General features: G+C 73.7%; 19 protein-coding genes. 11 read left to right on the top strand and 8 right to left on the bottom strand.

The window, feature by feature from the left end:
- Window positions 1-250 precede the first annotated feature (250 nt).
- Complete coding sequence (locus ACFU7Y_RS15415; RefSeq protein ID WP_224282092.1) at window positions 251-1,177, top strand: CPBP family intramembrane glutamic endopeptidase; 927 nt, start codon at window positions 251-253, stop codon at window positions 1,175-1,177.
- Between the two features lie 105 nt (window positions 1,178-1,282).
- Here ACFU7Y_RS15415 and ACFU7Y_RS15410 read toward each other — a convergent pair whose 3' ends face one another.
- Both ACFU7Y_RS15410 and ACFU7Y_RS15405 read right to left on the bottom strand, forming a co-directional pair.
- Window positions 1,283-2,275 (bottom strand): ABC transporter substrate-binding protein, encoded by a 993-nt coding sequence (locus ACFU7Y_RS15410; protein ID WP_380768227.1) that lies wholly within the window; start codon window positions 2,273-2,275, stop codon window positions 1,283-1,285.
- A 59-nt stretch (window positions 2,276-2,334) separates the two neighbouring features.
- Window positions 2,335-3,111 (bottom strand): MerR family transcriptional regulator, encoded by a 777-nt coding sequence (locus tag ACFU7Y_RS15405; protein ID WP_224282094.1) that lies wholly within the window; start codon window positions 3,109-3,111, stop codon window positions 2,335-2,337.
- A gap of 213 nt (window positions 3,112-3,324) precedes the next feature.
- Here ACFU7Y_RS15405 and ACFU7Y_RS15400 point away from each other — a divergent pair, with 213 nt between their 5' ends.
- Genes ACFU7Y_RS15400 through ACFU7Y_RS15390 form a run of 3 tightly spaced genes read left to right on the top strand, consistent with a single transcriptional unit; the run spans window position 3,325 to window position 6,778 of the window.
- Window positions 3,325-4,896: an NAD(P)/FAD-dependent oxidoreductase gene (locus tag ACFU7Y_RS15400; protein WP_224282095.1), complete on the top strand. Its 1,572-nt coding sequence runs from the start codon at window positions 3,325-3,327 to the stop codon at window positions 4,894-4,896.
- Entirely contained in the window at window positions 4,893-5,876 is a 984-nt protein-coding gene (locus tag ACFU7Y_RS15395) for an alpha/beta fold hydrolase (RefSeq protein WP_224282096.1), read from the top strand. Before ACFU7Y_RS15400 ends, ACFU7Y_RS15395 begins: the two co-directional genes overlap by 4 nt.
- Complete coding sequence (locus tag ACFU7Y_RS15390) at window positions 5,873-6,778, top strand: SDR family oxidoreductase (protein ID WP_224282097.1); 906 nt, start codon at window positions 5,873-5,875, stop codon at window positions 6,776-6,778. The genes ACFU7Y_RS15395 and ACFU7Y_RS15390 overlap by 4 nt, the downstream gene beginning before the upstream one ends.
- Before the next feature lie 93 nt (window positions 6,779-6,871).
- Here the strand turns inward: ACFU7Y_RS15390 and ACFU7Y_RS15385 are convergent, their stop codons facing one another.
- On the bottom strand, window positions 6,872-8,224 hold the full coding sequence (locus tag ACFU7Y_RS15385) for a PLP-dependent aminotransferase family protein (RefSeq protein WP_380768224.1): 1,353 nt from the start codon (window positions 8,222-8,224) through the stop codon (window positions 6,872-6,874).
- 103 nt (window positions 8,225-8,327) lie between these two features.
- Between ACFU7Y_RS15385 and ACFU7Y_RS15380 the strand changes: the two genes are divergently transcribed.
- The 3 genes from ACFU7Y_RS15380 (at window position 8,328) to ACFU7Y_RS15370 (ending at window position 11,898) form a co-directional block, all read left to right on the top strand.
- Window positions 8,328-8,990 carry a LysE family translocator gene (locus tag ACFU7Y_RS15380; RefSeq protein WP_224282184.1) on the top strand — a complete coding sequence of 221 codons (663 nt, stop codon included), beginning with the start codon at window positions 8,328-8,330 and terminating at the stop codon, window positions 8,988-8,990.
- 117 nt (window positions 8,991-9,107) lie between these two features.
- Window positions 9,108-9,881, top strand: coding sequence for an SDR family NAD(P)-dependent oxidoreductase (locus ACFU7Y_RS15375; protein WP_380768222.1), 774 nt, complete (start codon window positions 9,108-9,110; stop codon window positions 9,879-9,881).
- Between the two features lie 178 nt (window positions 9,882-10,059).
- Entirely contained in the window at window positions 10,060-11,898 is a 1,839-nt protein-coding gene (locus tag ACFU7Y_RS15370) for an ABC transporter ATP-binding protein (protein ID WP_224282186.1), read from the top strand.
- A gap of 123 nt (window positions 11,899-12,021) precedes the next feature.
- Here ACFU7Y_RS15370 and ACFU7Y_RS15365 read toward each other — a convergent pair whose 3' ends face one another.
- Window positions 12,022-12,690: a 1-acyl-sn-glycerol-3-phosphate acyltransferase gene (locus ACFU7Y_RS15365; protein ID WP_224282187.1), complete on the bottom strand. Its 669-nt coding sequence runs from the start codon at window positions 12,688-12,690 to the stop codon at window positions 12,022-12,024.
- A gap of 176 nt (window positions 12,691-12,866) precedes the next feature.
- Here ACFU7Y_RS15365 and ACFU7Y_RS15360 point away from each other — a divergent pair, with 176 nt between their 5' ends.
- Window positions 12,867-13,079: an EF-hand domain-containing protein gene (locus tag ACFU7Y_RS15360; protein WP_224282188.1), complete on the top strand. Its 213-nt coding sequence runs from the start codon at window positions 12,867-12,869 to the stop codon at window positions 13,077-13,079.
- Window positions 13,080-13,169: 90 nt separating this feature from the next.
- On the opposite strand, the gene ACFU7Y_RS15355 is transcribed toward ACFU7Y_RS15360, so the two are convergent.
- The gene (locus tag ACFU7Y_RS15355; protein WP_224282189.1) at window positions 13,170-15,374 is read right to left on the bottom strand and encodes a bifunctional glycosyltransferase family 2 protein/CDP-glycerol:glycerophosphate glycerophosphotransferase; all 2,205 of its coding nucleotides are present in this window, start codon (window positions 15,372-15,374) and stop codon (window positions 13,170-13,172) included.
- Window positions 15,375-16,218: 844 nt separating this feature from the next.
- On the opposite strand from ACFU7Y_RS15355, the gene ACFU7Y_RS15350 reads away from it, so the two are divergent.
- Window positions 16,219-16,485, top strand: a complete 267-nt coding sequence (locus ACFU7Y_RS15350; RefSeq protein WP_224282190.1) for a hypothetical protein — start codon at window positions 16,219-16,221, stop codon at window positions 16,483-16,485.
- 227 nt (window positions 16,486-16,712) lie between these two features.
- Window positions 16,713-17,174, top strand: coding sequence for a YjbQ family protein (locus ACFU7Y_RS15345; RefSeq protein WP_224282191.1), 462 nt, complete (start codon window positions 16,713-16,715; stop codon window positions 17,172-17,174).
- Between the two features lie 116 nt (window positions 17,175-17,290).
- Here the strand turns inward: ACFU7Y_RS15345 and ACFU7Y_RS15340 are convergent, their stop codons facing one another.
- Window positions 17,291-17,845: a DUF1990 family protein gene (locus ACFU7Y_RS15340; protein WP_224282192.1), complete on the bottom strand. Its 555-nt coding sequence runs from the start codon at window positions 17,843-17,845 to the stop codon at window positions 17,291-17,293.
- A gap of 245 nt (window positions 17,846-18,090) precedes the next feature.
- Between ACFU7Y_RS15340 and ACFU7Y_RS15335 the strand changes: the two genes are divergently transcribed.
- Window positions 18,091-18,309, top strand: a complete 219-nt coding sequence (locus tag ACFU7Y_RS15335; RefSeq protein ID WP_224282193.1) for a hypothetical protein — start codon at window positions 18,091-18,093, stop codon at window positions 18,307-18,309.
- A gap of 49 nt (window positions 18,310-18,358) precedes the next feature.
- Here ACFU7Y_RS15335 and ACFU7Y_RS15330 read toward each other — a convergent pair whose 3' ends face one another.
- Window positions 18,359-21,397 carry an AAA family ATPase gene (locus ACFU7Y_RS15330; protein WP_380768219.1) on the bottom strand — a complete coding sequence of 1,013 codons (3,039 nt, stop codon included), beginning with the start codon at window positions 21,395-21,397 and terminating at the stop codon, window positions 18,359-18,361.
- Window positions 21,394-22,563 carry an exonuclease SbcCD subunit D gene (locus tag ACFU7Y_RS15325; RefSeq protein ID WP_380768218.1) on the bottom strand — a complete coding sequence of 390 codons (1,170 nt, stop codon included), beginning with the start codon at window positions 22,561-22,563 and terminating at the stop codon, window positions 21,394-21,396. The genes ACFU7Y_RS15330 and ACFU7Y_RS15325 overlap by 4 nt, the downstream gene beginning before the upstream one ends.
- Between the last annotated feature and the right edge of the window lie 558 nt (window positions 22,564-23,121).

Genomic DNA, 23,121 nt, shown 5'->3' with positions numbered 1-23,121 from the left:
ACGGTGAGCGGACCACCGTCGCCCCCGCCGTGTGACGCCTGACGATACGTCAAATTCTCTTCTCTTGCAGCTTCCGTTCCGATCCGTGGCGCAGGGGGCGGCGGGCGGCAGGGCGCGGGGCGCGAAGTAGCACGTCCGGTCGGCCTCCGTACACCCAGAAAACTCGACCATCGGGTGGTAGTGGACAACTCCCTTGGCCGGTAGTGTGCTTGGTTCCAGGGCGAACATCCTGATCCGTAGCGTCCTCGGCATGACGCTACTGACACAAACCCCGCCGAGCGCCGTCCGGCGGCGCGGCCTGCTGGTCTACCTGGTGCTCGCCTACGCCGGGATGTGGGCGGCCATGGCGCCGTTGCTCGCCGACGGCTACCAGCGTGCCGACGCCCGGGAGGAGGTCGGCACCCTGGAGCAGCTCTGCATCGGGGCCGCCATGCTGGCCCCGGCGCTGGCGGCGCTGCTCGTGGTCCGCTTCGTCGAGCGCGGCGGCGGAGTGCGGGAGGCGCTCGCGCTGTGCCGGCCCCGGCCCCGCGCGGTTCGCGCCTGTCTGCTGCCGCTCGGGGTGCTCGGCGGACTGACGGCCGTGGCGCTGGCGCTCGGTGCGCTGGTGGGCAGCTACCCGTTCGCCGGCTTCGGCTCGCTGGACCCGGGGCGGGTCGGATCGTGGGCGGTTCAGGGGTCGATCGGGATGGTGCTCTCGCTGCCACTGTTCTTCGGTGAGGAGATCGGCTGGCAGGGATTCCTCTTTCCCCGGCTGCTACAGCTCGGCGGGGGCTCCGGCGGTGCGGGCGGCGGCACGGCGGCGCTCGTCCGGGCGTACCTGCTCACGGGGACGGCCTTCGCGCTCTGGCACCTGCCGACGCTGCTGATGGGCGGCCAGTACCCGGGGCGGCCCTGGTACCTGTCGGTGCCCGCGCTGACGGTGAGCTGTGTGCTCGTCCTGCCGGTCTTCACCTGGCTGAGGCTGCGCTCGGGGTCGGTGGTCCCGGCGGTGCTGGCGCACGCCTTCACGAGCAGCATGAGCGTGTCGATGGTCCGGGAGTTCGCCGACCCGGATGCCGACCTGGACCCGCTCACCATGTCGCTGGCCGGCTGGCCCGGTTGGATCGTTCTCGGCGGGTTCGTGGCCTTCCTCGCGTTCACCGGGCGCCTGCGGCCGGGCCGGTACGGGCGGGGGTGACGGGAGGGGCGACGGGCGGCGGATGACAGGTGACGGATTTCAGATGACAGATTTCATCATCTGTCATCTGAAATCTGTCGGCCGTCACCTGTCGCCTGTCAGCCGTCACCCGCCTGCCGACGCCAGGTCCTTGCGGATCTCGCCCAGGATCAGCCCGGCTCCCGTGTAGCCGATGCCGAGCATCCACAGGTTGTCGTCCACCCGGAACACCCGCCCGCTGCGGACGGCACCCAGGTTCTTCCAGAGCGCTCCCTCGGTGATCTTCCCCTGGTCGGACTTGGCCGCGTCCCCGTACACCGAGTAGAAGATGACGTCGGCCGCCGCCTGGTCCACCTGCTCGGGGCTGATCTCCATCGAGAAGCCGGGCTTGTCCTGGTTGGCGGGCCTGCCGAGCCCGAGGTCCTTGAACAGCGAGCCGACGAAGGTGTCGTTCAGGTAGAGCCGGGTCGACGCACCCGCCAGGAAGCGGGCCATCTCGACCCGGGTGGCCGCCGCCCTGGCCGGACCGCCGAGCGCGGTGACCAGGTCCCGCAGCTCGGCCCGGTACGCCGCGTCCGCCGCATCGGCCTCGGCCTGGCGGCCCAGCGCCTCGGCGTGCAGCCGGACGTTCTCCTTCCAGGCAGGCCCGGTGGTCTTGGAGAGCACTGTCGGCGCGATCTTCGACAGCTCGTCGTACCGCTTGTCGTCGCGGACCTGATTGCTCAGGATGAGGTCCGGCCGCAGTGCCGCGATCGTCTCCAGACTGGGCTGGCCGATGGCCCCGACGGGCTTCGTCCCGGCCAGCCGTTCGGCGGGCAGGTACGCGGGGAAGGCGGCACCCGCGGTGACGGTCGTGGCGCCGACGGGGCTGAGGCCGAGCGTGACCACCGAGTCCAGTGCGTCGGTGTCCAGGGCCACCACCCGGCTCGCCCGCGCCGGAACGGTGGTCTCGCCGCGAGCGTGCCGGACCGTGTGGGCGGCGCCGGAGCCGGACGAGCCGAGGCCGGACGGACCGGGGCCGGACGCCGAGGAACCCGACCCGCACGCGGCGAGCGCGAGGCCCGGGGCGAGCCCGAGGGCGAGACCGAGAGCGGCACGGCGGCTGAGCGGTCGGGTCATCGGCGGCACCTCCAACGTCCGGGCAGGGCGCGGGAATCCCTGCCCGCACAGCGGCCCGGCTACGCCTCGGAACCGTTCTCCCGTCGCTGGCGAAGGAGTTCGACGTACTCGACGTGCACCCGCCGGTCCATCGCGAGGGTGAACTGGGCGTCCGCGACCGTGCGCGCCAGCGGCCGCACCCGCAGGATGCGCTCGGTGAGCCGGGCCGCCTCGCCGGGCGGCAGCGGGGTGTCGGTGGCCAGCGCGCTGAGCAGGTGCTCGCTGACCACCTCGATGAAGATCTCGGCGATGGCGTCCACGTGTTCCCGGGTGCGCCGGCTGGCCTCCAGCACCGCCGAGAGCGGCACCCCCTCCGCCACCAGCTCCGTGGTGGCGTCCATCAGCCGGCGGCTGACGTGGGTGATGCCGTCCTCCTCGACGGTGATGTAGCCCTGGGCGATCGACTCGGCGGTGTTCTCCTCGGTGAGCTGGTCGCCGAAGGCGGTCTTCAGCTCGTCCCAGTCCAGGCGCACCGGGGTCTCGTCGGACCACGGCGCGACGATCGCCGCCTCCAGCCCGATCAGCTCGGCGACGTCCCTCCCGCTCTCGCCGGCGCCGATCAGCTCGGCGATGCCGCCCAGGGTGTGGCCGCGTTCGAGGAGTTCGCCGATCATCCGCAGCCGGGCGAGGTGCTCCTCGCCGTACCAGGCGATGCGGCCCTCCTTGCGAGGTGGCTGAAGCAGTTTGCGCTCGCGGTAGAAGCGCAGGGTGCGGGTGGTGATGCCGGCGGCCTCGGCCAGTTCCTCCACCCGGTACTCGCGTTTTCTGTCGCCCGCAGCAGCTCTGACCTTGTCCACGGCGATCAGCATAGGACCGCCGGCCCGGAAGGTTCCCCGAACCGGAGCCGTCGTGCTTCTTCCATCCGGTGTCAGCAAGGGCTACCCTGCCAATCATGCCAGTGATTACTGGCGCGATTGGCGGGGTCCCGGAGGCGGGCCCCCGGGAGGTTCCGGGGCGCAGACCCCCGGGAGAGCGCGACGAGCACCGTCCCACCCTCAGGAGGTTGCCGCATGGCATCCAGCAGCAAGCGCCCCCGCTCCGGCGCGTCCGCAGCGACCGACACCACCGCTGCGCAGGAGCCCGTCCCGCACGTCCGGGTGGCGGTGATCGGCTCCGGCTTCGGCGGACTCGGCGCCGCGGTCCGACTGCGTCGTGCCGGGATCACCGACTTCGTGGTCCTGGAGCGGGCGGACTCCGTCGGCGGAACCTGGCGCGACAACAGCTACCCCGGCTGCGCCTGCGACGTGCCCTCGCACCTCTACTCCTTCTCCTTCGCACCCAACCCCGACTGGCCGCGCAGCTTCTCCGGCCAGCCGGACATCCGCGCCTACCTGGAGAAGGTCGCCACCGTCTTCGGCCTCCGCCCCCACCTGCGCTTCGACACCGAAGTGCTGGAAGCCCGGTGGGAGAGTGAGCAGACCCGCTGGCGGATCACCACCTCGGCGGGCCAGTGGACCGCCGACGCCATCGTCTCCGCCGCCGGACCGCTCGCCGACCCGCAGATCCCCGACCTGCCCGGACTGAGCGCCTTCCCGGGCAAGGTGTTCCACTCCTCCCGCTGGGACCACGACTTCGACCTGACCGGCAAGCGCGTCGCGATGGTCGGCACCGGCGCCTCCGCCGCTCAGATCATCCCGTCGATCCAGCCCGAGGTCGGCAAGCTGACGGTCTTTCAGCGCACTCCGGCCTGGGTGCTGCCGCGCCGCGACCGCGAGATCACCCAGCTGGAGAAGTGGCTGCACGGCCGCCTGCCGGTCACCGCGAAGATCCGCCGCGGCACCCTGTTCGCTCTCCGGGAGATCCAGGTGGACGCGTTCGTGCGCCGCCCCGGCCTGCTGCGCCTGGTCCAGCAGCTCGCCGAACGCCACATCGCCCAGGGCGTCCCCGACCCGGCGCTGCGCGCCAGGCTCACCCCGGACTACCGGATCGGCTGCAAGCGCATCCTGCTCAGCAACACCTACTACCCGGCGCTCGCGGCGGCCAACACCGAGGTCGTCTCCTCCGGTCTGCGTGAACTGCGCGGCTCCACGCTGGTCGCGGCCGACGGCAGCGAGCACGAGGTGGACGCCATCGTCTTCGGCACCGGCTTCCACGTCACCGACATGCCCATCGGCGCCAGGGTGTTCGGCGTCAACGGCACCAGCCTGGCGGAGGAGTGGAAGGACGGCATGGAGGCGCTGCGCGGCTCGACCGTGCACGGCTTCCCGAACCTCTTCTTCGTCATCGGGCCCAACACCGGCCTCGGCAACAGCTCGATGATCCTGATGATCGAGTCCCAACTGAACTACATGATCGACGCGTTGACCACCCTCGGCTCGATCGGCGCCACCGCGATGCAGCCCACCGTGCGCGCCCAGCGGCAGTGGAACCTCGAACTTCAGCACCGGATGGACCGCACCGTCTGGACCACCGGCGGCTGCCTCAGCTGGTACCTCGACCCGAACGGCAAGAACACCGTGCTCTGGCCCGGTTCCACCACCTCGTTCCGCCGGGCCACCCGCAAGGTCGACCTCGGCGAGTACGAGCTGATCATGCGCGCCGCACCGGCTGCCGCCCGCACCGTCCAGGAGGTCTCCGCGTGAATGGCGTTCACCTGCCCGAGGAGTACGAACCTCTCGTTCCGGTCGAGGAGTCGGGCGTACGGTCGGCGGACGGCATCCGGCTGCACGTCGAGGTGCACGGCCAGCCCGGTGCGCCCACCGTGGTGCTGGCGCACGGCTGGACCTGCTCGACCGTCTTCTGGGCCCCGGTGATCCGCCGGCTCGCCGACCGCTACCGGGTGGTGGCCTACGACCAGCGCGGCCACGGGCACAGCGAGGTCCCGCCGAGCCGGGCCCGCTACTCGACCCGGGCGCTGGCCGAGGACCTGTCCGCCGTGCTCGCGCGCACCGTTCCTGCGGGCGAGCGGGCCGTGCTGGCCGGGCACAGCATGGGCGGGATGACCATCATGGCCGCCGGTGGCCGGCCCGAGGTCGCCGAGCGCACCGCCGCGGCCGTCCTGATCTCCACCGGGCCCGGCGACCTGGTGGCCGAACTCGCCGTCCTGCCGCCGGCCGTGCGGTCCCGGGGCCTGCGGCGCTTCCTGCACCGGCAGCTGCTGCGCTCCCGGATGCCGCTCGGACCGGTCTCCCCGTTCAGCCGGATGGCGCTCAAGTACGCGACCATGGGGCCGGGTTCGCCCGCCGGACAGGTCGAGGCGACGGCCCGGATCGTGCACGCCTGCCCGACCGCGGTCCGCGCCAACTGGGCCGTGGTGCTGGACCGGCTGGACGTCCATGCCGGGCTCGCCCGGCTTGCCGCGCCCACGGCGGTGGTGGTCGGCACCGACGACCGGCTGACGCCGCCGGTGCACGCCCACCGGATCGTCGCCGAACTCCAGGACTCACAGGGGTTGTTGCTGCTGCCCGGGGTCGGCCACATGTCTCCGCTGGAGCGTCCGGCGGAGGTCGCCGCCGAGATCCACCGGATGGCCTCCGCGTACCTGACGGCCGCGCCCGCGGTCTCTCCCGCGCCCGCCGGCGCCGTTCCCGCTTCCGTCGACGAGAGGACCGCCGTCGCATGAACGCCATCCCGCCGTTGTCCGCGCAGGTCGTCGTCGTCACCGGGGCCGCGCGCGGCGTCGGCGCGTCGCTGGCCCGCAAGCTCGCCCGGTGCGGGGCCGAGGTGGCCCTGCTGGGGCTGGAGCCGGAGGAGCTGAAGGCCGTCGCCGCGCAGTGCGGCCCGTCCGCGACCAGCTGGGAGGTGGACGTCACCGACCTCGACGCGCTTGAGGACACCGCCCGGCGGATCAAGGAGCACTACGGGCGGATCGACACCGTCGTCGCCAATGCCGGGATCGCCATCGGCGGGCCGCTGACCGACAGCGACCACAAGGCGTTCAGCCGGGTCATCGAGGTCAACCTGCTCGGCAGTGTGGCCACCGCGCGGGCCTTCCTGCCGGCGCTCGCCGAGAGCCGCGGGTACCTGCTCCAGATCGCCTCGCTCGCCGCGCTGACCCCCGCGCCGCTGATGAGCGCGTACTGCGCCAGCAAGTCCGGGGTGGAGGCCTTCGCTCACTCGATCCGCGCCGAGGTCGCCTACCAGGGGATCAAGGTCGGTGTCGGGTACCTGAGTTGGACCGACACGGACATGGTGCGCGGGGCCGACCAGGACGCCGTGCTGAAGCAGATGCGTTCCAGGCTGCCGTGGCCGGCGAACAAGACGTATCCGCTGGAGCCCGCGGTGAACCGGATCGTCGCGGGGATCGCCCGCCGGTCCGCCCACGTCTACGCGCAGGCCTGGCTGCGCGGGATGCAGCCGGTCCGCTGGCTGCTGCCGAGCCTGATCGCGGTGGTCGGCTCCCGGGACGTGGCCCGGATCGCCCCCCAGCTTGCCGCCACCGCCGCGAGCCGCCTGCGCGCCGTCGGCGCCGGGGGTGCGGCGGACACGGCGGTCCGGGGGAGCCGGAGCGGGGCGGGTGACTGACGGCCGGCGGCCGGCGGCTGACGGTTGACAGCGGACGGTCGAGGGACGACGGCGAACGGGCGACAGATGACAGCTGACAGATTTCGAAATCTGTCAGCTGTCATCTGTTCGCGGTCCGTCGTCACCCACCCCCTGCGCGATCCCCGCCAGCGTCCCCAGCGCCCGCGCCAGCACCGGCAGCGGCGGCGAAGCGAGCCCGACCCGGACGGCGGAGGGCGAGCGCCGGGGATCGACGGCGAAGGCCGCCGCGGGCGTGACCGAGATCCCGGCGCGCTCCGCCTCCGCGACGAAGGCCTCCGCCCGCCGGCCCGCCGGCAGCTCCCACCACAGGTAGTACGAGCACGGGTCGGACCGCAGCCGTTGTCCCGCCAGCACCTCGCGCGCCAGCAGCTGCCGGGCCGTCGCATCGGCCCGCTTCGCCGCCTCCACCGCGGCCAGCGTGCCGTCCCCGATCCAGCGCACCGCCGCCTCCAGCGCGAAGCCGCTGGGCGTCCACCCGCCCGAGCGCAACGCGCCCGCCACCCGCTCGTGCAGCGCCGCCGGGACGACCGCGAACCCGGTGGTCAGCCCCGGGGCGAGCCGCTTGGAGAGGCTGTCCACGAGTGCCGTGCGCTCCGGCGCGAGCGCGGCCAGCGGCGCCGAATCGGGCCGCAGGAAGGACCAGATGGCGTCCTCGACCACCGGCAGGTCGAGTCGCCGCAGTACCGCCACGAGCTCCGCGGCCCGATCCCCCGGCAGGCTCGTACCGAGCGGGTTCTGCAGGCGCGGCTGGACGTACACCGCGCGCAGCGGTGCGGCCCGGTGGGCGGCCGCCACGGCATCCGGCAGCAGTCCGTGCTCGTCCATGGCCAGCGGTACCGGCACGATGCCCAGCCGCTCCGCCACCGCCTTGACCACCGGATAGGTCAGCTCCTCCACGCCCAGCCGCTGCCCTGTCGGCACCAGTGCCGACAGGGCCCCGGCGATGGCCTGCCGTCCGTTGCCGGCGAACAGCAGCTCGCCCGCCCCGACCTCCCAGGAGTCGACCGACACCAGTCCCGCGAACGCCCGCCGGGCCGCGCCCGTTCCGGCCGCGGCGGCCGGCCGCAGCGCGTCGCCCAGCGCGTCCGGTCGCAGCAGCGGCGCCAGTCCGCTCGCCAGCAGTTCGGCCTGCCCGGGGACGGAGGGGTAGTTGAGTTCCAGGTCCACGAGGGCGGCGGCCGGCTCCGCGAGTGCCACCCGGGCGCCGTCCGGTGCGCGTCCGGCCCGGACGAAGGTCCCGCGCCCGACCTCCCCGACGGTCAGCCCGCGCCGGGCCAGTTCCCGGTAGACCCGTCCCGCCGTCGAGTTGGCGATTCCCCGGCTGCGGGCGAACGCACGCTGGGTGGGCAGCTGCCGGCCGGGCCGCAGCCGCCCGTCCGCGATCTCGGCGGCGACCTGGTCGGCGATCAGTCGGTAGTCGTCCATCGGCGGTCGGCCCTCCAGAGGTCCCGCACAGCGGCCCGCGCACATTGCACCGAGTGCAAAGCCATCATTGCATCGACCCGATTGCCCGCTCTAGCCTCCTCGCATGGACGCGTTGACCTCCGCCGTGGACGGCCGGGCCGTGCTCGGGATCGCCGCCGTGGCCCTGGGCATGGTGCTGTCGCCCGGGCCCAACATGATCTACCTGGTCTCGCGCTCGATCGCGCAGGGCCGCCGCGCCGGGCTGGTCTCGCTGGTCGGGGTCGCGGCCGGCTTCCTGGTCTACCTGGTCGCGGTGACGGCGGGGGTGGCCGCGGTGTTCTCGGTGGTGCCCGCCCTCTACACCGCGATCAAGCTGGCCGGCGCCGGATACCTGCTCTGGCTGGCCTGGAAGGCGGTCAAGCCGGGCGGCACGGCGGTCTTCGCCCCGCAGCAGCTGCCGCCGGACCCGCCGCGCCGGCTGTTCGCGATGGGCTTCCTGACCTGTCTGCTCAACCCCAAGATCGCCATCATGTACATCTCGTTGCTGCCCCAGTTCGTGGCTCCGGAACGCGGTCACGTCGCGGTGCAGAGCCTGTTGCTGGGCCTGATCCAGATCGTGATCGCGATCACCGTCAACGGCCTGATCGCGGTGAGCGCGGGCAGTATCGCGGCCTTCCTCAACCGCCGCCCCGGCTGGCTGCGGATCCAGCGCTACGTGATGGGCACCGTCCTCGCCGGCCTCGCGGTGCACATCGCCGCGGACCGCGCCAAGGCCGTCGCCGTCTAGGTTGCAGTACCAGGTCGTGCGCCTGGCCACCGGCAGCAGGTCGTATCCGGCCGCGTCCTGAGCCGGAGCGTTTCCGTGGGTGTGGGCGCGGCTGCGGGGAGTCGGTACGGTCGGGGTATGACCACAGCCTTGATCACCGGCGCGACCGCCGGCATCGGAGCCGCCTTCGCCCGCCGGCTCGCCCGCAGCGGCTACCAGCTCGTCCTGGTGGCCCGGGACACCGAGCGCCTGGAGCGCGCCGCCGCCGACCTGCACGGCAGGTACGGCATCGAGGCGGAGGTGCTGACCGCCGACCTCGCGACCGACGAGGGCATCGGAGCCGTGGAGGCGCGGCTCGCCGACTCCGCCCGACCGGTGGACCTGCTGGTCAACAACGCCGGCTTCGGCAACAAGGGCGCCTTCGGGGCTGTCCCGCTCCAGGACGAGCTGGCCATGCTGAAGGTGCACATCGAGGCGATCCTGCGGCTGACCACGGCCGCCCTGCCCGGCATGCGGGAGCGTGGCCGCGGCGCGATCGTCAACGTCGCCTCGGTGGCGGCCTTCCTGCCGCGTGGCACGTACGGCGCGAGCAAGGCCTGGGTGGTCAGCTTCACCCAGGGTGTGCTGCGCGACCTCGGCGGTACAGGCGTGCGGATGATGGCGCTGTGCCCGGGCTTCACCCGGACGGAGTTCCACCAGCGGGCCGGCATGGGCACCGGCAACATCCCGTCCTGGTCCTGGCTCTCCGCGGAGCGGGTGGTGGACGAGGCGATGCGCGACCTGGCCCGCGGCCGGTCCGTGTCCGTGCCGGGCAAGCGGTACAAGGTTGCCGTGGCCATCGCCCGGGTGCTGCCCTCGGGCAAGCTGGGCGGGCTCTCCTCGAAGGCGGCGCGCACCTACCGGGCCAACTGACGGTCGGGCGGTCGGGCGGTCGGGCGCCAGGTGTCGGGCGCGGGGCGGATCGGCTCCGGTGCGGACGCCGAGGAATAGAGCAACCCTCACTATTAGCTTGTCTAACTATGAGCTATCCTCGCTATGCTGAGCCGCGCTTGACCGTCCGCCCGACCGTCCCACCCAGGGAGGCCCGTCCTTGAGGCCCACCGCCATCGACTGGACCCCGCCCGAACGCGCCGAGGGCGAACCCCGCCCGCCGGCCGAGTGGCGCCGCATCCTCGGGCTCTTCCGCCCGTACCGGGGCCGCCTGGCCGTTGTCGGGTTGCTGGTCGCCGCCTCCGCCGTGGTCTCGGTCGTCTCGCCGTTCCTGCTCAAGGCCGTCCTGGACACCGCCATCCCGCAGGGCCGCACCGGGCTGCTCAGCCTGCTCGCGCTCGGGATGATCCTGACCGCCGTGGTGAACAGCATCTTCAACGTCCTCCAGACGCTGATCTCCACCACCGTCGGCCAGCGCGTGATGCACGACCTGCGCACCGCCGTCTACGGCCACCTCCAGCGGCAGTCGCTGGCCTTCTTCACCCGCACCCGCACCGGCGAGGTGCAGTCCCGGATCGCCAACGACATCGGCGGCATGCAGTCCACGGTGACCTCCACCGCGACCAGCCTGGTCTCCAACCTGACCGCGGTGGTCGCCTCCGTCGTCGCCATGGCCGCCCTCGACTGGCGGCTGACCATCGTCTCGCTGCTGCTGCTCCCGCTGTTCGTCTGGATCAGCCGCCGGGTCGGCCAGGAGCGCAAGAAGATCACCACCGAGCGGCAGAAGCAGCTGGCCGCGATGAGCTCGGCGGTCCAGGAGTCGCTCTCGGTCAGCGGCATCCTGCTCGGCCGCACCATGGGCCGATCCGGTTCCCTCGCCCGTGAGTTCACCGAGCAGTCCGACCAGCTCGCCGACCTGGAGGTGCGGTCCAGTATGGCCGGGCGCTGGCGGATGAACACCATCCAGATCGTGATGGCCGCGATGCCCGCGCTGATCTACTGGGCGGCCGGGCTGACCTCCGCCGCCGGCGCGCCGATCGTCTCGGTCGGCACCCTGGTCGCCTTCGTCACCCTCCAGCAGGGCCTCTTCCGCCCGACGGTCAGCCTGCTCTCCACCGGTGTGGACGTGCAGACCTCGCTCGCGCTCTTCCAGCGCATCTTCGAGTACCTCGACCTGCCGGTGGAGATCGACGAGCCGGCCGACCCGGTCACCCTGACCGACATCCGCGGCGAGGTCCGCTTCAAGGGCGTCGACTTCCGCTACGACCCGGCGCAGGAGCGCCCGACCCTGGCCGGCGTCGACCTGGAGGTCCCGGCCGGGAGCTCACTGGCCGTGGTCGGCGAGACCGGCTCCGGCAAGACGACCCTCAGCTACCTCGTCCCGCGGCTGTACGACGTCACCGGCGGGCGGGTCACCCTGGACGGCGTGGACGTGCGCGAGCTGTCCTTCGACACCCTGGCCCGCGCGGTCGGCGTGGTCTCCCAGGAGACCTACCTCTTCCACGCCTCGGTCGCCGAGAACCTGCGCTTCGCCAAGCCCGGCGCCAGCGACGCCGAACTGGTCGAGGCCGCCCGGGCCGCGCAGATCCACGACGCCATCGCCGCGCTCCCGGACGGCTACGACACCCTGGTCGGCGAGCGTGGCTACCGCTTCTCCGGTGGCGAGAAGCAGCGCCTCGCACTCGCCCGGACGATCCTGCGCAACCCGCCGGTGCTCATCCTCGACGAGGCCACCAGCGCGCTCGACAACCGCACCGAGCGCGCCGTCCAGCAGGCCGTGGACGCCTTGGCCGCCGGCCGTACCACGATCACCATCGCGCACCGGCTCTCCACCGTCCGGGCCGCCGACCAGATCGCCGTCCTGGACCACGGCGAGGTGGTCGAACTCGGTACCCACGAGGAGCTGGTGGCGCTGGACGGCCGGTACGCGGCGCTGCTGCGCCGGGAGGTGCCGGAGGTCGCCGGCCGGCCGGAACCGGCCGGGCTCGGGCACGTGTGACGGGCCGGGGCACGGTTGGTGCGCCCACGGCGCCCGCGCCACAGTGCGGTCGCGCCACATCGTGGTCGCGTCCATCGCGGTCGTGACCGTGCGCAGGGCGGCCGCGCGGCGACGGAGCGGCGGTCAGGCCGCCTTCGGGACCTCGTTGTAGCTCTCCGCGACCTCCTGGCCGGAGAGCCGCTGGATGGCGGCCATCACCTCGTCGGTCACCTGCCGACGGGCCTTCAGCGAGCGGGCCTGCCCGTGCAGCTCGTCGAAGTGCAGGGGTTCGCCGAAGCGGACCGTCACCTTCTTCAGCCGTGGCACGCGCTTGCCCACCGGCAGGATCTGCTCCGGACCCTCCAGCGCCACCGGGACCACCGGCACGCCCGCGGTCAGTGCGAGCCAGGCGACGCCCGTCTTGCCCCGGTAGAGCCGGCCGTCCAGCGAGCGGGTGCCCTCGGGGTAGATGCCGAAGGCCTTGCCGTCCTCCAGGATCTCCAGCGCCGACTCCAGCGAGGCCTGAGCGGAACGGTAGGTGCCGCGTTCGACCGGAACCGCGCCGATCGCCTCGAAGAAGCCCTTGGAGAGCCGGCCCTTGAGCCCGGTGCCGGTGAAGTACTCGGCCTTGGCGAGGAAGTGGACCCGGCGCGGGGCGGTCAGCGGGATCACCACGCTGTCGATGAAGGACAGGTGGTTGCTGGCCAGGATCACCCCGCCCTTGCGCGGCACGTTCTCGATCCCCTCGATGACCGGCCGCCAGATCCCCCGCGAGACCGGTTTCAGCACCAACTTGGTGACGAGGTCGAGCACGATTCCCTCCCTGGATGAACGACCGCCCGGGAGGAGCCCGGGCCCGCAATCAGATCCGCAGACTACGGCACCCACCCCTGCGCCCGTCCACTCCCGGCGACCGTGGCGCGCGCCACGGCCGGGTAGGGTACGGCCGTCCGAACCGAGCAACACCCCGCAGTACCCAGGAGGGCACGATGGAGACCACCGAGGCGATCAAGGCCTTTTTCGACCGCTTCGACAAGGACGGCGACGGCAAGATCACGGCGGCCGAGTACGCCCTGGCCGCCAACGAGATGGGCGACCACGACGTCACCCTCTCGATGGCCGAGGCGCTGATCCACAGCATGGACACCAACCACGACGGCGTCCTGACCTTCGAGGAGTTCCTGGCCGCCCGCCAGCGCTGAGCTCGCGCCGACGGGGCCGGTCGCCGTACCGGCGACACCGGCCCCGTCCGGGGCCCTGCTGTGGTGCGGGGAGCTGCTGCAGCGCGGGTCCTACCGCTTCTCCACCGGGAACACCCGGCGCACCACCCGTTCCGCCGCCCCGCCGTCGTCCCAGACGCAGAACTTCTCCCGGAACCGCGCCCGCGCCGCCGGCTCGGGGTCGCCCGCCAGCAGCGCCCGCGCCAGCCCGTCCGCGTCCACCGTGACCGCGCCCGGCGGCTCCGCGAACAGGTCGAAGTAGACGCCGCGTTCCCGCTGGTACTCCTCCCAGTCCGGGGCGAAGATCACCACCGGCCGGTCCAGCACCGCGTAGTCGAACATCATCGACGAGTAGTCCGTCACCAGCGCGTCCGCCGCGAGGTAGAGGTCCTCGACGGTCGGGTGCGCCGAGACATCCACGATCCGCGCCGATTCCGTACCGGCCCCCGTCAGGTCGCCCGGGCCGTCGGTGTGGAAGTAGTGGGTGCGCACCAGCAGCGTGTGGTCCGGGCCCAGCTGCCGGGCCAGCGCGGCCACGTCCAGCAGCGGCACGTAGCCGCCCCTGCTGCCGCGGTGGGTCGGCGCGTACAGCACCGCCCGGGTGTCCGGTTGCAGCCCAAGCTGCTCCCGCATCGCCCGGACCTCGTCCGAAGTGGCGTTCGCCAGCCGGTCGTTGCGCGGGTAGCCGGTGTCCAGCATCTCGTACCGGCCGGGGAAGGCGCGGGCGAAGTGCCCGCTGGTGTGCGGGTTGGGGGAGACCAGGAAGTCCCAGCGGTCCACGGCCTCCTGGAGCAGCTCGAAGTCCATCCCCTCGGCCGCCGCCGGGTGGTCGCGCAGGTCCATGCCCATCGCCTTGAGCGGGGTGCCGTGCTGGGTCTGGACGTGCACCGTGCCCGGCCGCTTCGTCATGGTGCGGGGGAAGTTGACGTTGTTGACGAAGTACTTGGCGGTCGCCATCACCTTGAGGTAGGCGGGGGTGTTGACGATCACGTACGGCACCCCGGACGGCAGCGTGGCGGCCTGGGCGTGGTTCTCCACCACCCACACGCCCCGGATCCGCGGGGCGAGTTCCTTCGCCTTCTCGTAGATCGCCGCCGGGCTGCACGCGTAACCCCGGTGCCAGTACGCGGCGTAGACCGCGAGGTTCGGGTCCAGCGGCAGCCGGCGGAACGCGTTGTACGCGGTGAACCGGGCGCCGCTGCGCATTCCCTTCTTCACCGCCGGCGCCACCGCCCGTGCCCCGCGCTTGAGTTCGCGCGGCAGCCGGCCGGTGCGGCGCAGCTCGGCGTACGCGATCCGGGCGCCGCGGGCGGCCAGCCGGTACTGCACGCCGCGCACCCCGCCGGGGAAGCGGTACCCGGCCGGGCGGTGGCGGTCGAAGTGCCGGGCGATCCGCTGGAAGAAGTCCTTGCGCAGGTCGGTGGGGACCAGACCGGGGGTGTCGTAGACGTTCAGCGCCTGGCGGACGGTCCGGTCGAAGACCAGGGTGCGCAGCGAGTCCGGGACGGGCCGGCCGGGGCGGTCAGGGCGGTCCAGGAAGGCGAAGATCGCGTCGTACTGGGCGAACACGTCGGCGTGCTTGGGGGAGGCGGTGGCCGTGATCGCGCCTTCCCGGCCGCGCCGGTAGAAGTAGCAGGGGCGGTCGAGGTAGCGCAGCCGCTCGGCGGCCAGCAGCGCCGGGTAGGTGACCGAGATGTCCTCGTAGTAGCCGCGGCCGAAGGAGACGCCGAGGCCGTCCAGGAACTCGCGGCGGAACAGCTTGTTCCACACCGACATCACCGTCTGGAACAGTGCCGGGTGCTCGGCCAGGGTGCAGCCGTCGACCAGCGGGGAGCCGGTCAGTACGTGGCGCCAGGGGTTCGGCTCCGTCCCGCCGTCCGGGTAGACGTGGGTGAAGTCGGTGACCAGCACGTCGGCGGGGGTCTCCCGGCGGCGCTCCTGCACCAGCTCGTCCAGCAGTATGCCGACCGTGCCCTCGGGCACCCAGTCGTCGCTGTCCACGAACCAGACGTACTGGCCGCGGGCCTGCGGCAGGGCGGCGGTGCGGGCGCCGCCGAGGCCCTGGTTCTCGGTGAGGTGCAGCACCCGCAGGCGACTGTCGCGGGCCGCGTAGGCGTCCAGGATCGCGCCGGAGCCGTCGGGGGAGAGGTCGTCGACCGCGATCACCTCGAAGCGGGTCTCCGCGGCGGGGGTGTCGCCGAGGATCGAGTCGAGGCAGCGCGGGAGGTACCGCTCCACGCCGTGGACCGGGAGCACGATGCTGAGGAGGAGGGACACGCTGGCCGAGTGTACCGATCCACCGGGTGCGACCTGCGCGGACGTCCGGCACGGGGCCCCGGGGGCGGTTGCGGCGGGGCGGTGGTGCCTGGGGGGCCGGGCGGAGCGTCCGGGCGCGGGGGCCTGGCGGTGTCCGGGCGGGGGCTGGACAGGGCGTGCGTGAGGGCCCCGGAACCGCCGGTGCCGGGCCCCTCGCGGGGCGGCACCGGCAGTCAGGTGGCGGTCCGGCCGACCCTCTACGGCCGACCGCCGGTCCGGGCACCGTGCGAGCCTGGCCACCGCAGCGTCGAGGCGGCCGGGCAGTGGCTCGCGGGAGCCGGAGTTCTTCATCACTCGAACACGCGCTTGAGTGCGGTGCGGGCACTGGCGCGTGCATCAGATATTGCTTGGAGGATCGGCGGGAGTCAATCCCGCGAATGTGTTCACTTCCTGAAATCGGGCGTTCACGGTCTCGGCAGCGCCCCCCGTTCGGACGGGTCCTGTCCGGCGGGCGCCTGGGTGATCGCTTTGTCGATGTGACGGCTGTCCCCTATATGGAGACGAGGGTGGGGCGCGGGCGGATACGGGTGGGGTGCGGGGCGGGGTGCCGCCGGGGCGCTGCGGCGCGCCGGGCGCGTGTCGTGCACGCGGTTGCCGCACCCGCGACCGCCGGTCCTGGTGACGGACGGCCGGTCGTGCACCATCATTGATGCCTAGTCGTGACCGGTCGGGTCGGCCCCTGGTGCTTCGTCAGTTGACGCCGCACGATACGGTGGCACAACACCAAGGACGGTTGCGCGAAGGCCGTCCGTCACGGATAGTCTTCGCCTCACGGCCCTGGCGCCTCGTAGGGGTGGGAAAACTGATGGAACACATGCAAGTGCGGACTCGGCCCCGCGTGCCGGCGATCCAGTGCGGTGTCGGCACGACCGGCCGCCGGATCGAGCGACACCTGGCCGTGCTCGGCGCGCCCGCACTCCCGGCGGTGGACACCGCCGAGGCGCTCGGGTTGATAAGGGAACTCACGCCGCGCGGCGCCGAGGCCCCGACGATCCGTCGTCGCCACACCAGGATCTCGCTGCTGACTCCGCTGCGTCGGCTGCGGCGGAGCCTCTTCGGCGGGCGCGGCTAGTCCGGCCGGTGCGGCACGGGTCCCTCCCTGCCGCCCGGTCGGGAACCGACCCGGTGGACCGTCCGGTCCGCCGGGTCTTCGGTGTGTCCGGGCGGTGTCCGGGCAGGCGGCCCGGATGGCCGGGGCACTGTGGTCTGAACCTTTCACCTTATGCGAGTTTGCCTCCCCGGCAAGGCGAGTCCGCGAGGGAGTACGCCCGGCCCGCTGACCTGGGACAGGATGGCGCCATGGCGGACAACAACCACTCCACCCAGGCCGGATCGTTCCCGGCCACCACCTTCCAGAGCACCACCCTCGAGATCACCACCGGCAGCCGCGAGGTCGCGCTCGACATCACCGACCGCTGCGCAGCGTTCCTCGACGAACGGGCCGCCGGGCGCGACGGCCTGCTCAACGTCTTCGTGCCGCACGCCACCGCGGGGATCGCGGTACTGGAGACCGGCTCCGGCAGCGACGACGACTTCCTCGCCATCCTGCGCGACCTGCTCCCGGCCGACGACCGCTGGCGTCACCGGCACGGCAGCCCCGGCCACGGCCGGGACCACGTGGTGCCCGGCCTGGTCGCCCCGCACGCCACCCTGCCGGTGCTCGGCGGCCAACTGGCACTCGGCGTCTGGCAGTCGGTGGTGCTGATCGACACCAACGGGGACAACCCGCGCCGGACCGTCCGGCTGTCCTTCCTCGGCTGACGCCCGAGGGCGTGTGCCGGGCCGGACGCGAGGCCCGGGCACGGCACGGCCCGGCGGCGGGCAGCCCGGGCGGGTGGGCCCAGCGGCCCTCGGCGGGCTCGGTGGACTCAGCAGACTCAGCGGACGTGCGCGGCCACCGCGGCGAGGTAGCGCTCGATCGCCAGGTGCTGGCAGAGCAGCGCCACCGGACGGCCCAGCCTGGCGTACCAGGCGGACAGCCGGGAGAACGCGGTGACCTCGAACCACACCTCGCCGTCGGCGTCCATCGACACCAGGAACGCCTCCTCGCCGCACTCCGGATGCCCGGGGAGGGTTCCGTAGCCGAACCCGATCCGGCCCGGCTCGTCCACCGTCCACACCACCCGGCAGGGGATCACCAGCCGTGGCCACCGACTCCCCGGCAGGTTCAGCCGCAGTAGCACTGTCCCGCCCTCCCTGGCCGGGCCGGCCGGGTGCACCGCGAAGCCGGTGCCCAACTGGCTGCCCCAGCCGAGCACGTAGCGGCCGGCCCGCTCCAGCACCTCCGGCCCGTGCCCCAGGTGGACCCGCCGACGCAGGTGGGCGTAGCCGTCCGGCAGTCGCCCGCCCCCGCCCCGGGTGGCGCCCACCTCGGGGTACGACGGGGTGGTGGCGTGGGCGGCGAGCAGTCGTCGGTGCAGGTCGGTGGACATGCCGGTCACGGTAGCCGCCGGGCGTGAGGGGGCGACAGGAGGGGGGCGGGGCGGGAAGGCGGTTCTCGGTGGGACGCGGCGGGTCGCGACGGACGGGTTTCAGCGGACGGACTCTCGCGAACAGATTTCAGATGACGGATTACAGCGAACGTTTTCTGAAATCTGTTCGCCGGCATCCGTCCGCCGGGCTGGGTCCGGGCCGGAGCGTGTTGCAGCAGGGCGGGGGTGCGGAGTAGGAAGGCGGCATGAGCGACACCGGTACGAACCACGAAACGGGCGTCTGCGAGCTCGGGCCAGACGGCGGAGCGGAGGCGGCGCTGCGGCACGACCCGGAGGCGACCGGGCCGCGCGCCGACTGCGTCCTGTGCGGCGAGCCGACCGAACTGCCCGCCGACCAGCCGGGCAGCACCCTCTGTCCGGTGTGCGCCTGGCAGCAGGCGCAGCGGATCGCCTGCTCGGGCTGACCCCGGGCTGACCCCTGGCTGATCCCCGCCCCGATCAGGCCGACCGGCCCTACGCGTCCTCCCGCCCGGCCAGCGCCAGGGTCGAGCCGTGCCGCCCCTTGCGGACCAGCAGCTGGGCGGGGATGCGGCTGCGCAGGTCGGCCACGTGGCTGACGATGCCGACCGTGCGGTCCCGCTCGCGCAGGCCGTCCAGGACGTCCATGACCTCCTCCAGGGCGTGCTCGTCGAGGGTGCCGAAGCCCTCGTCGATGAAGAGGGTGTCCAGCGGCATGCCGCCCGCCTCGTCGGTGACCACGTCGGCCAGGCCCAGGGCGAGGGAGAGCGAGGCGAAGAAGCTCTCGCCGCCGGAGAGGGTCGCGGTGTCCCGCTCGGTGCCCGTCCAGGCGTCGACCACCCGCAGGGCCAGGCCCGAGCGCTTGGTGCCGGCGCCCCGGTCGTCGCTGTGCACCAGCGTGTAGCGCCCACCGGACATCCGGACCAGCCGGTCGCTGGCCGCCGCCGCGACCTGCTCCAGCCGGGCCGCCAGGACGTACGACTCCAGGCGCATCCGCAGCCGGTTCTCGGCGGAGGTGCCGGCCGCGAGCGCGGCGAGCCGGTTGATCCGCCCGTACCGGTCCAGTGCCGGGGCCAGCTCGGCGGCGAGCCCGGCCAGCTGCCGCCCGATCGCGGCCAGTGCCCCGCAGCGCTCGCGGGCCGCCGCACGGGCGGCATGCGCCCGGCCGAACCGGTCGGTGGCGGCGCCGAGCTCGGCCGCGACGGCGGGCAGGTCCACCGGCGGACGGCCCGCGGCCTCGGCCAGCTCCGGCAGCGCCAGCTCGCGGCGGACAGCGGCGGTCTCCGCGCCGTGCTGCTCCAGCCGGGCCTCCAACCGCTCGCGCTCCTCGCGCGGCAGCAGCACCGCCAGCGCCGTCTCGGCGTCCGGGAAGCCCGCCGCGGCAGCGGCCTTGCCCAGCTCGTCCTCGGCCTCGCCGAGCCGGGCCGCCGCCTCCGCGTGCGCCCGGGCGGCGGTGGCCGCCGCGGCGACCGCCTCGGTGAGCCGGGTGAGGGCCGCGGACCGGTCGGCGACCGAGTCCGCCTCGCCCCGGGCCGCCGCCACCCGGGCGGCCAGCGTCCGCTGCTCGGTGCCGAGCGCCAGCAGCCGGTCGGAGAGGACGGCGGCGCGCTCCTTGGCCTCGCGCAGCTCTTCCACCCGGCGGGCCCGGTCCTGCGACAGCCGGGTGATCTCCTGCTCGACCCGGCCGAGCGCCTCCGCCGTGTGCCGCGCCTCGCGGTGCTCGCGTTCCAGCCCGGCGAGGGCCTGCGCGAGCGCCTCCGTACCGTCCGGCCCGGCCGCGCCGGCGGCGGTGGCCTCGCGCACCCGCAGCGCGGTGAGCGCCTGGTCGGCCTCCGTCCAGACCCGCTCGGCCGCGGCCTGTGCCCGGCGCGCCCGTTCCTCGTCCTCGGCTCCGACCCGGCTGCCGGGCGTGGCCTCGGCGGGCGCCGGGTGCTCGGGCGAGCCGCAGACCCGGCAGGCCTCGCCCGCGCGCAGCTGCTCGGCCAGTTCGGCGGCCATGCCGCTCAGCCGGCGGTCCCGCAGGTCCAGGCTGTGCTCGCGGGCGTCCAGCGCGGCGGTGCGCAGGGTGATCACCCGGGGCTCGGCCGCGGCGATCTCGGCGCGCAGGCCGTCGCGCTCCCGGGCTGCGTCCAGGCGGACGGTCAACTCGGTGCGCTGCCCGTCCAGTTGCTCGACCCGGGCGGTCGCTGACCGAGCCTCGGTGTGCTGCTGCTCCAGTCGGCTCAGCTCGCCCTCGAACTCGGAGAGCCAGTCCTCGGCCTCCTCGGCCAGCTCCTCGGCGGCGCGCCGGTCGTCCGTCAGGGAGCGCTGTTCGTGGGCGAGTTCGGCGCAGCGCTGCTCCTCCGTCCGGGCCGCCTCCAGCCGTACCACCTCGGCCCGCAGCCGCAGGTCGGCCTCGGCCAGCCCGGCGGCGTGGGCCCCGGCGAGCGCCCGGCCCTCGCCGCCGGAGGCGGCCAGCGCCCCGCGGTGCCGGTGCTCCGCCTGCTGCGCGCGCCGGAGCGCCTGGGCCGCGCTCTCCCGCAGCCGCAGCGCCGACTCCACCCCGACGGCCTCCTGCGCCGCGGCCAGCCGCCGCCGGTCCGCGGCGGCAGCGGGCTCGAAGCCGGCCAGTCGCTCCGCCCGGTCCAGTGCCTCGCGGTGCCGGCGCTGGCGACCGGACAGGTCCTCGGCGGCCTCGCGGTGCTCCTGGGCGGTGCGCTGGGCCGCCTCGGCGCTCGCGAGGGCGGCCTCGGCGACGGCGAGCTGCTCGGCCGCGCCGCTGCGCAGGACCGCCGCCCAGCCGAGCACCCCGGCGGTCAGACCGGCGTCGTCGTCCTCGGCCGGCACCCAGCCCGCGGCGGGCTCGGCGCCCGGACCGGCGGCCTGTTCGGCCTTGCTGGTGAGGTCCCGAAGCCGGCGCCGGCCGGCCTGGACGGCGGCCTCCTGGCCGCGGCGCTGCTCGGCCAGCCAGGCCTCCACGTGCTGGAACCGCTCGGTGTCGAACAGCCGCCGCAGCAGCTTGCCGCGTTCCTCCGAGTCGGCCTTGAGGAAACGGGCGAAGTCGCCCTGCGGAAGCAGCACCACCTGGCAGAACTGCTCCCGGTTCATGCCGATCAGCCGGTGGATCTCCTCACCGGCCTCCTGGTGCGACTTGCTGAGCCCCCGCCAGCCGGGCGTGCCGTCGCCGGTGTCGGCGGCCCACTCGCGCAGCAGGGTCTGCGCCCGCTCGACCGTGGTGCCGGTGCCGACCTTCTTCGGCCGGCGCTGTTCCGGCAGCCGGGTGATCCGGAGCTGCCGCCCGCCGAGGGTCAGTTCGAGCTCCACCGACGTCAGCCGCTTCGGGTCGGCGTGGTCGCTGCGCAGCCGGTTGGCCCGGCGCGCGCCCGGCGTCTCGCCGTACAGAGCGAAGCAGACCGCGTCCAGCACACTGGTCTTGCCCGCGCCCGTCGCGCCGCGGAGCAGGAACAGCCCGCCGGCGGCGAGCGCGTCGAAGTCCACCGTCTCGCTGCCCGCGAACGGGCCGAAGGCGGTGACGGTGAGCCGGTGCAGCCTCATCGGGGCAGGTCCGCCTTCCGGTCGGTGCTCTCCCGGACGCGCTCGAAGCCCTCGCGCAACCAGCCGAGCTCGTCCGGCTCCGGCTCGGCACCGGGGCGCACGTGCCGCAGGAAGCCCTCCGCGACCTCCAGGTCCCCGCGGCCGCTGACCCGGGCCGCGTAGGACTGCGAGGGCCCGGCGTCGCTCCGCTCGGGGTCGAACAGCAGCTGGAGGGTGTGCGGGAAGCGGCGGCGCAACCGCTCCATCGGCTCGCTCGGCCGGGCCGCGTCGGTGAGCGTGGCCTGCACCCAGGACTGCTCGTGCCCGGCGTACTTCTCCTCGGTGAGCAGTGCGTCGAGGGTGTCGCGCAGCGTCGCCAGCCGGCGCGGCTCGGGGCAGGGGACGCGCTCGGCCGTCACCGAGCCGTCGGCGGCCAGGTCGACCAGCCACATGGTCTTGCGCTGGTTCACCTCGGAGAAGGAGTAGGCGAGCGGGGAGCCGCTGTAGCGCAGGTGCGGGGCGAGCGTCTGGCAGCCGTGCAGGTGGCCGAGCGCGGCGTAGTGCACCCCGTCGAAGACCGACGCCGGTACGGAGGCGACGCCGCCGACCGCGATGTCCCGCTCGCTGTCGCTCGGCGCGCCGCCGGTGACGAAGGCGTGCGCCAGCACCACCGCCCGGGTGCCGGCCGGGCGTGCCGCGAGATCCGCCCGGACCTGGTCCATCGCGGCCCCGAGCACCGCCGCGTGCCCGCCCTTCGCCAGCCCGAACCGCTCGCGCACCAGTGTCGGCTCCAGGTACGGCAGCCCGTACACCGCCACCGGGCCGTGCCCGTCCGCCAGCAGGACGGGCTCCGCGCACTCGCCCGGGTCGGTCCGCAGGTGGATGCCGGCCCGTCCGATCAGCCCCGCCCCGACCCCGAGGCGGCGGGCCGAGTCGTGGTTGCCGCTGATGAAGACCGTCGGCACTCCCAGGCCCGCCAGCCGGTGCAGCACGTCGTCGAACATGGCGACCGCTTCCAGTCCGGGCAGTGCCCGGTCGTACACGTCGCCCGCGACCAGCACGGCGTCCACGCCCTCGGACCGGACCACCTCCACCAGGTGGTCCAGGAAGGCGCGCTGGGCGTCGTGCAGGCTCTCCCGGTGGAACGAACGCCCGAGATGCCAGTCGGAGGTATGCAGCAGTCGCATGGTCCCCGACCCTAACGCGCAGCACTGACAATCCCGCCCGGCTCTGCGGAACCGGACGCCCCAGGGGCCGCGGTGGTCCCGGCTCCACGCGACTGGGGCCTTGCCTGCCCTTGCCGGCGATGGGCGTCGGGCTCCGTGGGGCCGGCCGACCTGCACGGAGCCGGCGGCCTGCGTCCGTCTCTCCCCGGCTTCCGGCAGTCCGGGGCCCGGGGCACTCTGCGACGGCGGTCAGGGGCGGCGCTGAGCCTGTTCGATTACTCGGGGTGAATTGTCAGTGGCTCTGTGTATTTTCCTCCGCGTCGACCACTCCAGCCGGGGTGGCCGGCGTGATCCGGTGTCGGGCGAGCGAGAAGGAGGAGCCATGGCTGCTGTGCGGGAACTGGTGTGCGGGGTGCTGGGCGCTGCGGCGGGGCGGCCGTCGCGGGGGCGTCGGCGGGTGTCGGTGCTGGCCGGGCGGAGGCCGGGTGAGGGCGCCGGCGGGGCGCCGGCCGGCGGGCCCGGAGGGGCGGTGCCGCCCGGGGGCGGCCGGCCGCCGGGTTCGCGGGCAGGAGGAGGCGG

Source organism: Kitasatospora sp. NPDC057542 (assembly GCF_042801945.1).
Lineage (GTDB): Bacteria > Actinomycetota > Actinomycetes > Streptomycetales > Streptomycetaceae > Kitasatospora.
This window is presented reverse-complemented; position numbering and strand designations above follow the sequence as displayed.

Excerpts from the sequence above, each read along its gene's own strand:
- ACFU7Y_RS15390 (WP_224282097.1), top strand. The coding sequence starts at position 5,873 with ATGAACGCCATCCCGCCGTTGTCCGCGCAGGTCGTCGTCGTCACCGGG.
- ACFU7Y_RS15345 (WP_224282191.1), top strand. The coding sequence starts at position 16,713 with ATGGCGGACAACAACCACTCCACCCAGGCCGGATCGTTCCCGGCCACC.
- ACFU7Y_RS15415 (WP_224282092.1), top strand. The coding sequence starts at position 251 with ATGACGCTACTGACACAAACCCCGCCGAGCGCCGTCCGGCGGCGCGGC.
- ACFU7Y_RS15375 (WP_380768222.1), top strand. The coding sequence starts at position 9,108 with ATGACCACAGCCTTGATCACCGGCGCGACCGCCGGCATCGGAGCCGCC.
- ACFU7Y_RS15340 (WP_224282192.1), bottom strand. The coding sequence starts at position 17,845 with ATGTCCACCGACCTGCACCGACGACTGCTCGCCGCCCACGCCACCACC.
- ACFU7Y_RS15335 (WP_224282193.1), top strand. The coding sequence starts at position 18,091 with ATGAGCGACACCGGTACGAACCACGAAACGGGCGTCTGCGAGCTCGGG.
- ACFU7Y_RS15360 (WP_224282188.1), top strand. The coding sequence starts at position 12,867 with ATGGAGACCACCGAGGCGATCAAGGCCTTTTTCGACCGCTTCGACAAG.
- ACFU7Y_RS15325 (WP_380768218.1), bottom strand. The coding sequence starts at position 22,563 with ATGCGACTGCTGCATACCTCCGACTGGCATCTCGGGCGTTCGTTCCAC.
- ACFU7Y_RS15385 (WP_380768224.1), bottom strand. The coding sequence starts at position 8,224 with ATGGACGACTACCGACTGATCGCCGACCAGGTCGCCGCCGAGATCGCG.
- ACFU7Y_RS15380 (WP_224282184.1), top strand. The coding sequence starts at position 8,328 with ATGGACGCGTTGACCTCCGCCGTGGACGGCCGGGCCGTGCTCGGGATC.
- ACFU7Y_RS15350 (WP_224282190.1), top strand. The coding sequence starts at position 16,219 with ATGGAACACATGCAAGTGCGGACTCGGCCCCGCGTGCCGGCGATCCAG.
- ACFU7Y_RS15410 (WP_380768227.1), bottom strand. The coding sequence starts at position 2,275 with ATGACCCGACCGCTCAGCCGCCGTGCCGCTCTCGGTCTCGCCCTCGGG.
- ACFU7Y_RS15330 (WP_380768219.1), bottom strand. The coding sequence starts at position 21,397 with ATGAGGCTGCACCGGCTCACCGTCACCGCCTTCGGCCCGTTCGCGGGC.
- ACFU7Y_RS15400 (WP_224282095.1), top strand. The coding sequence starts at position 3,325 with ATGGCATCCAGCAGCAAGCGCCCCCGCTCCGGCGCGTCCGCAGCGACC.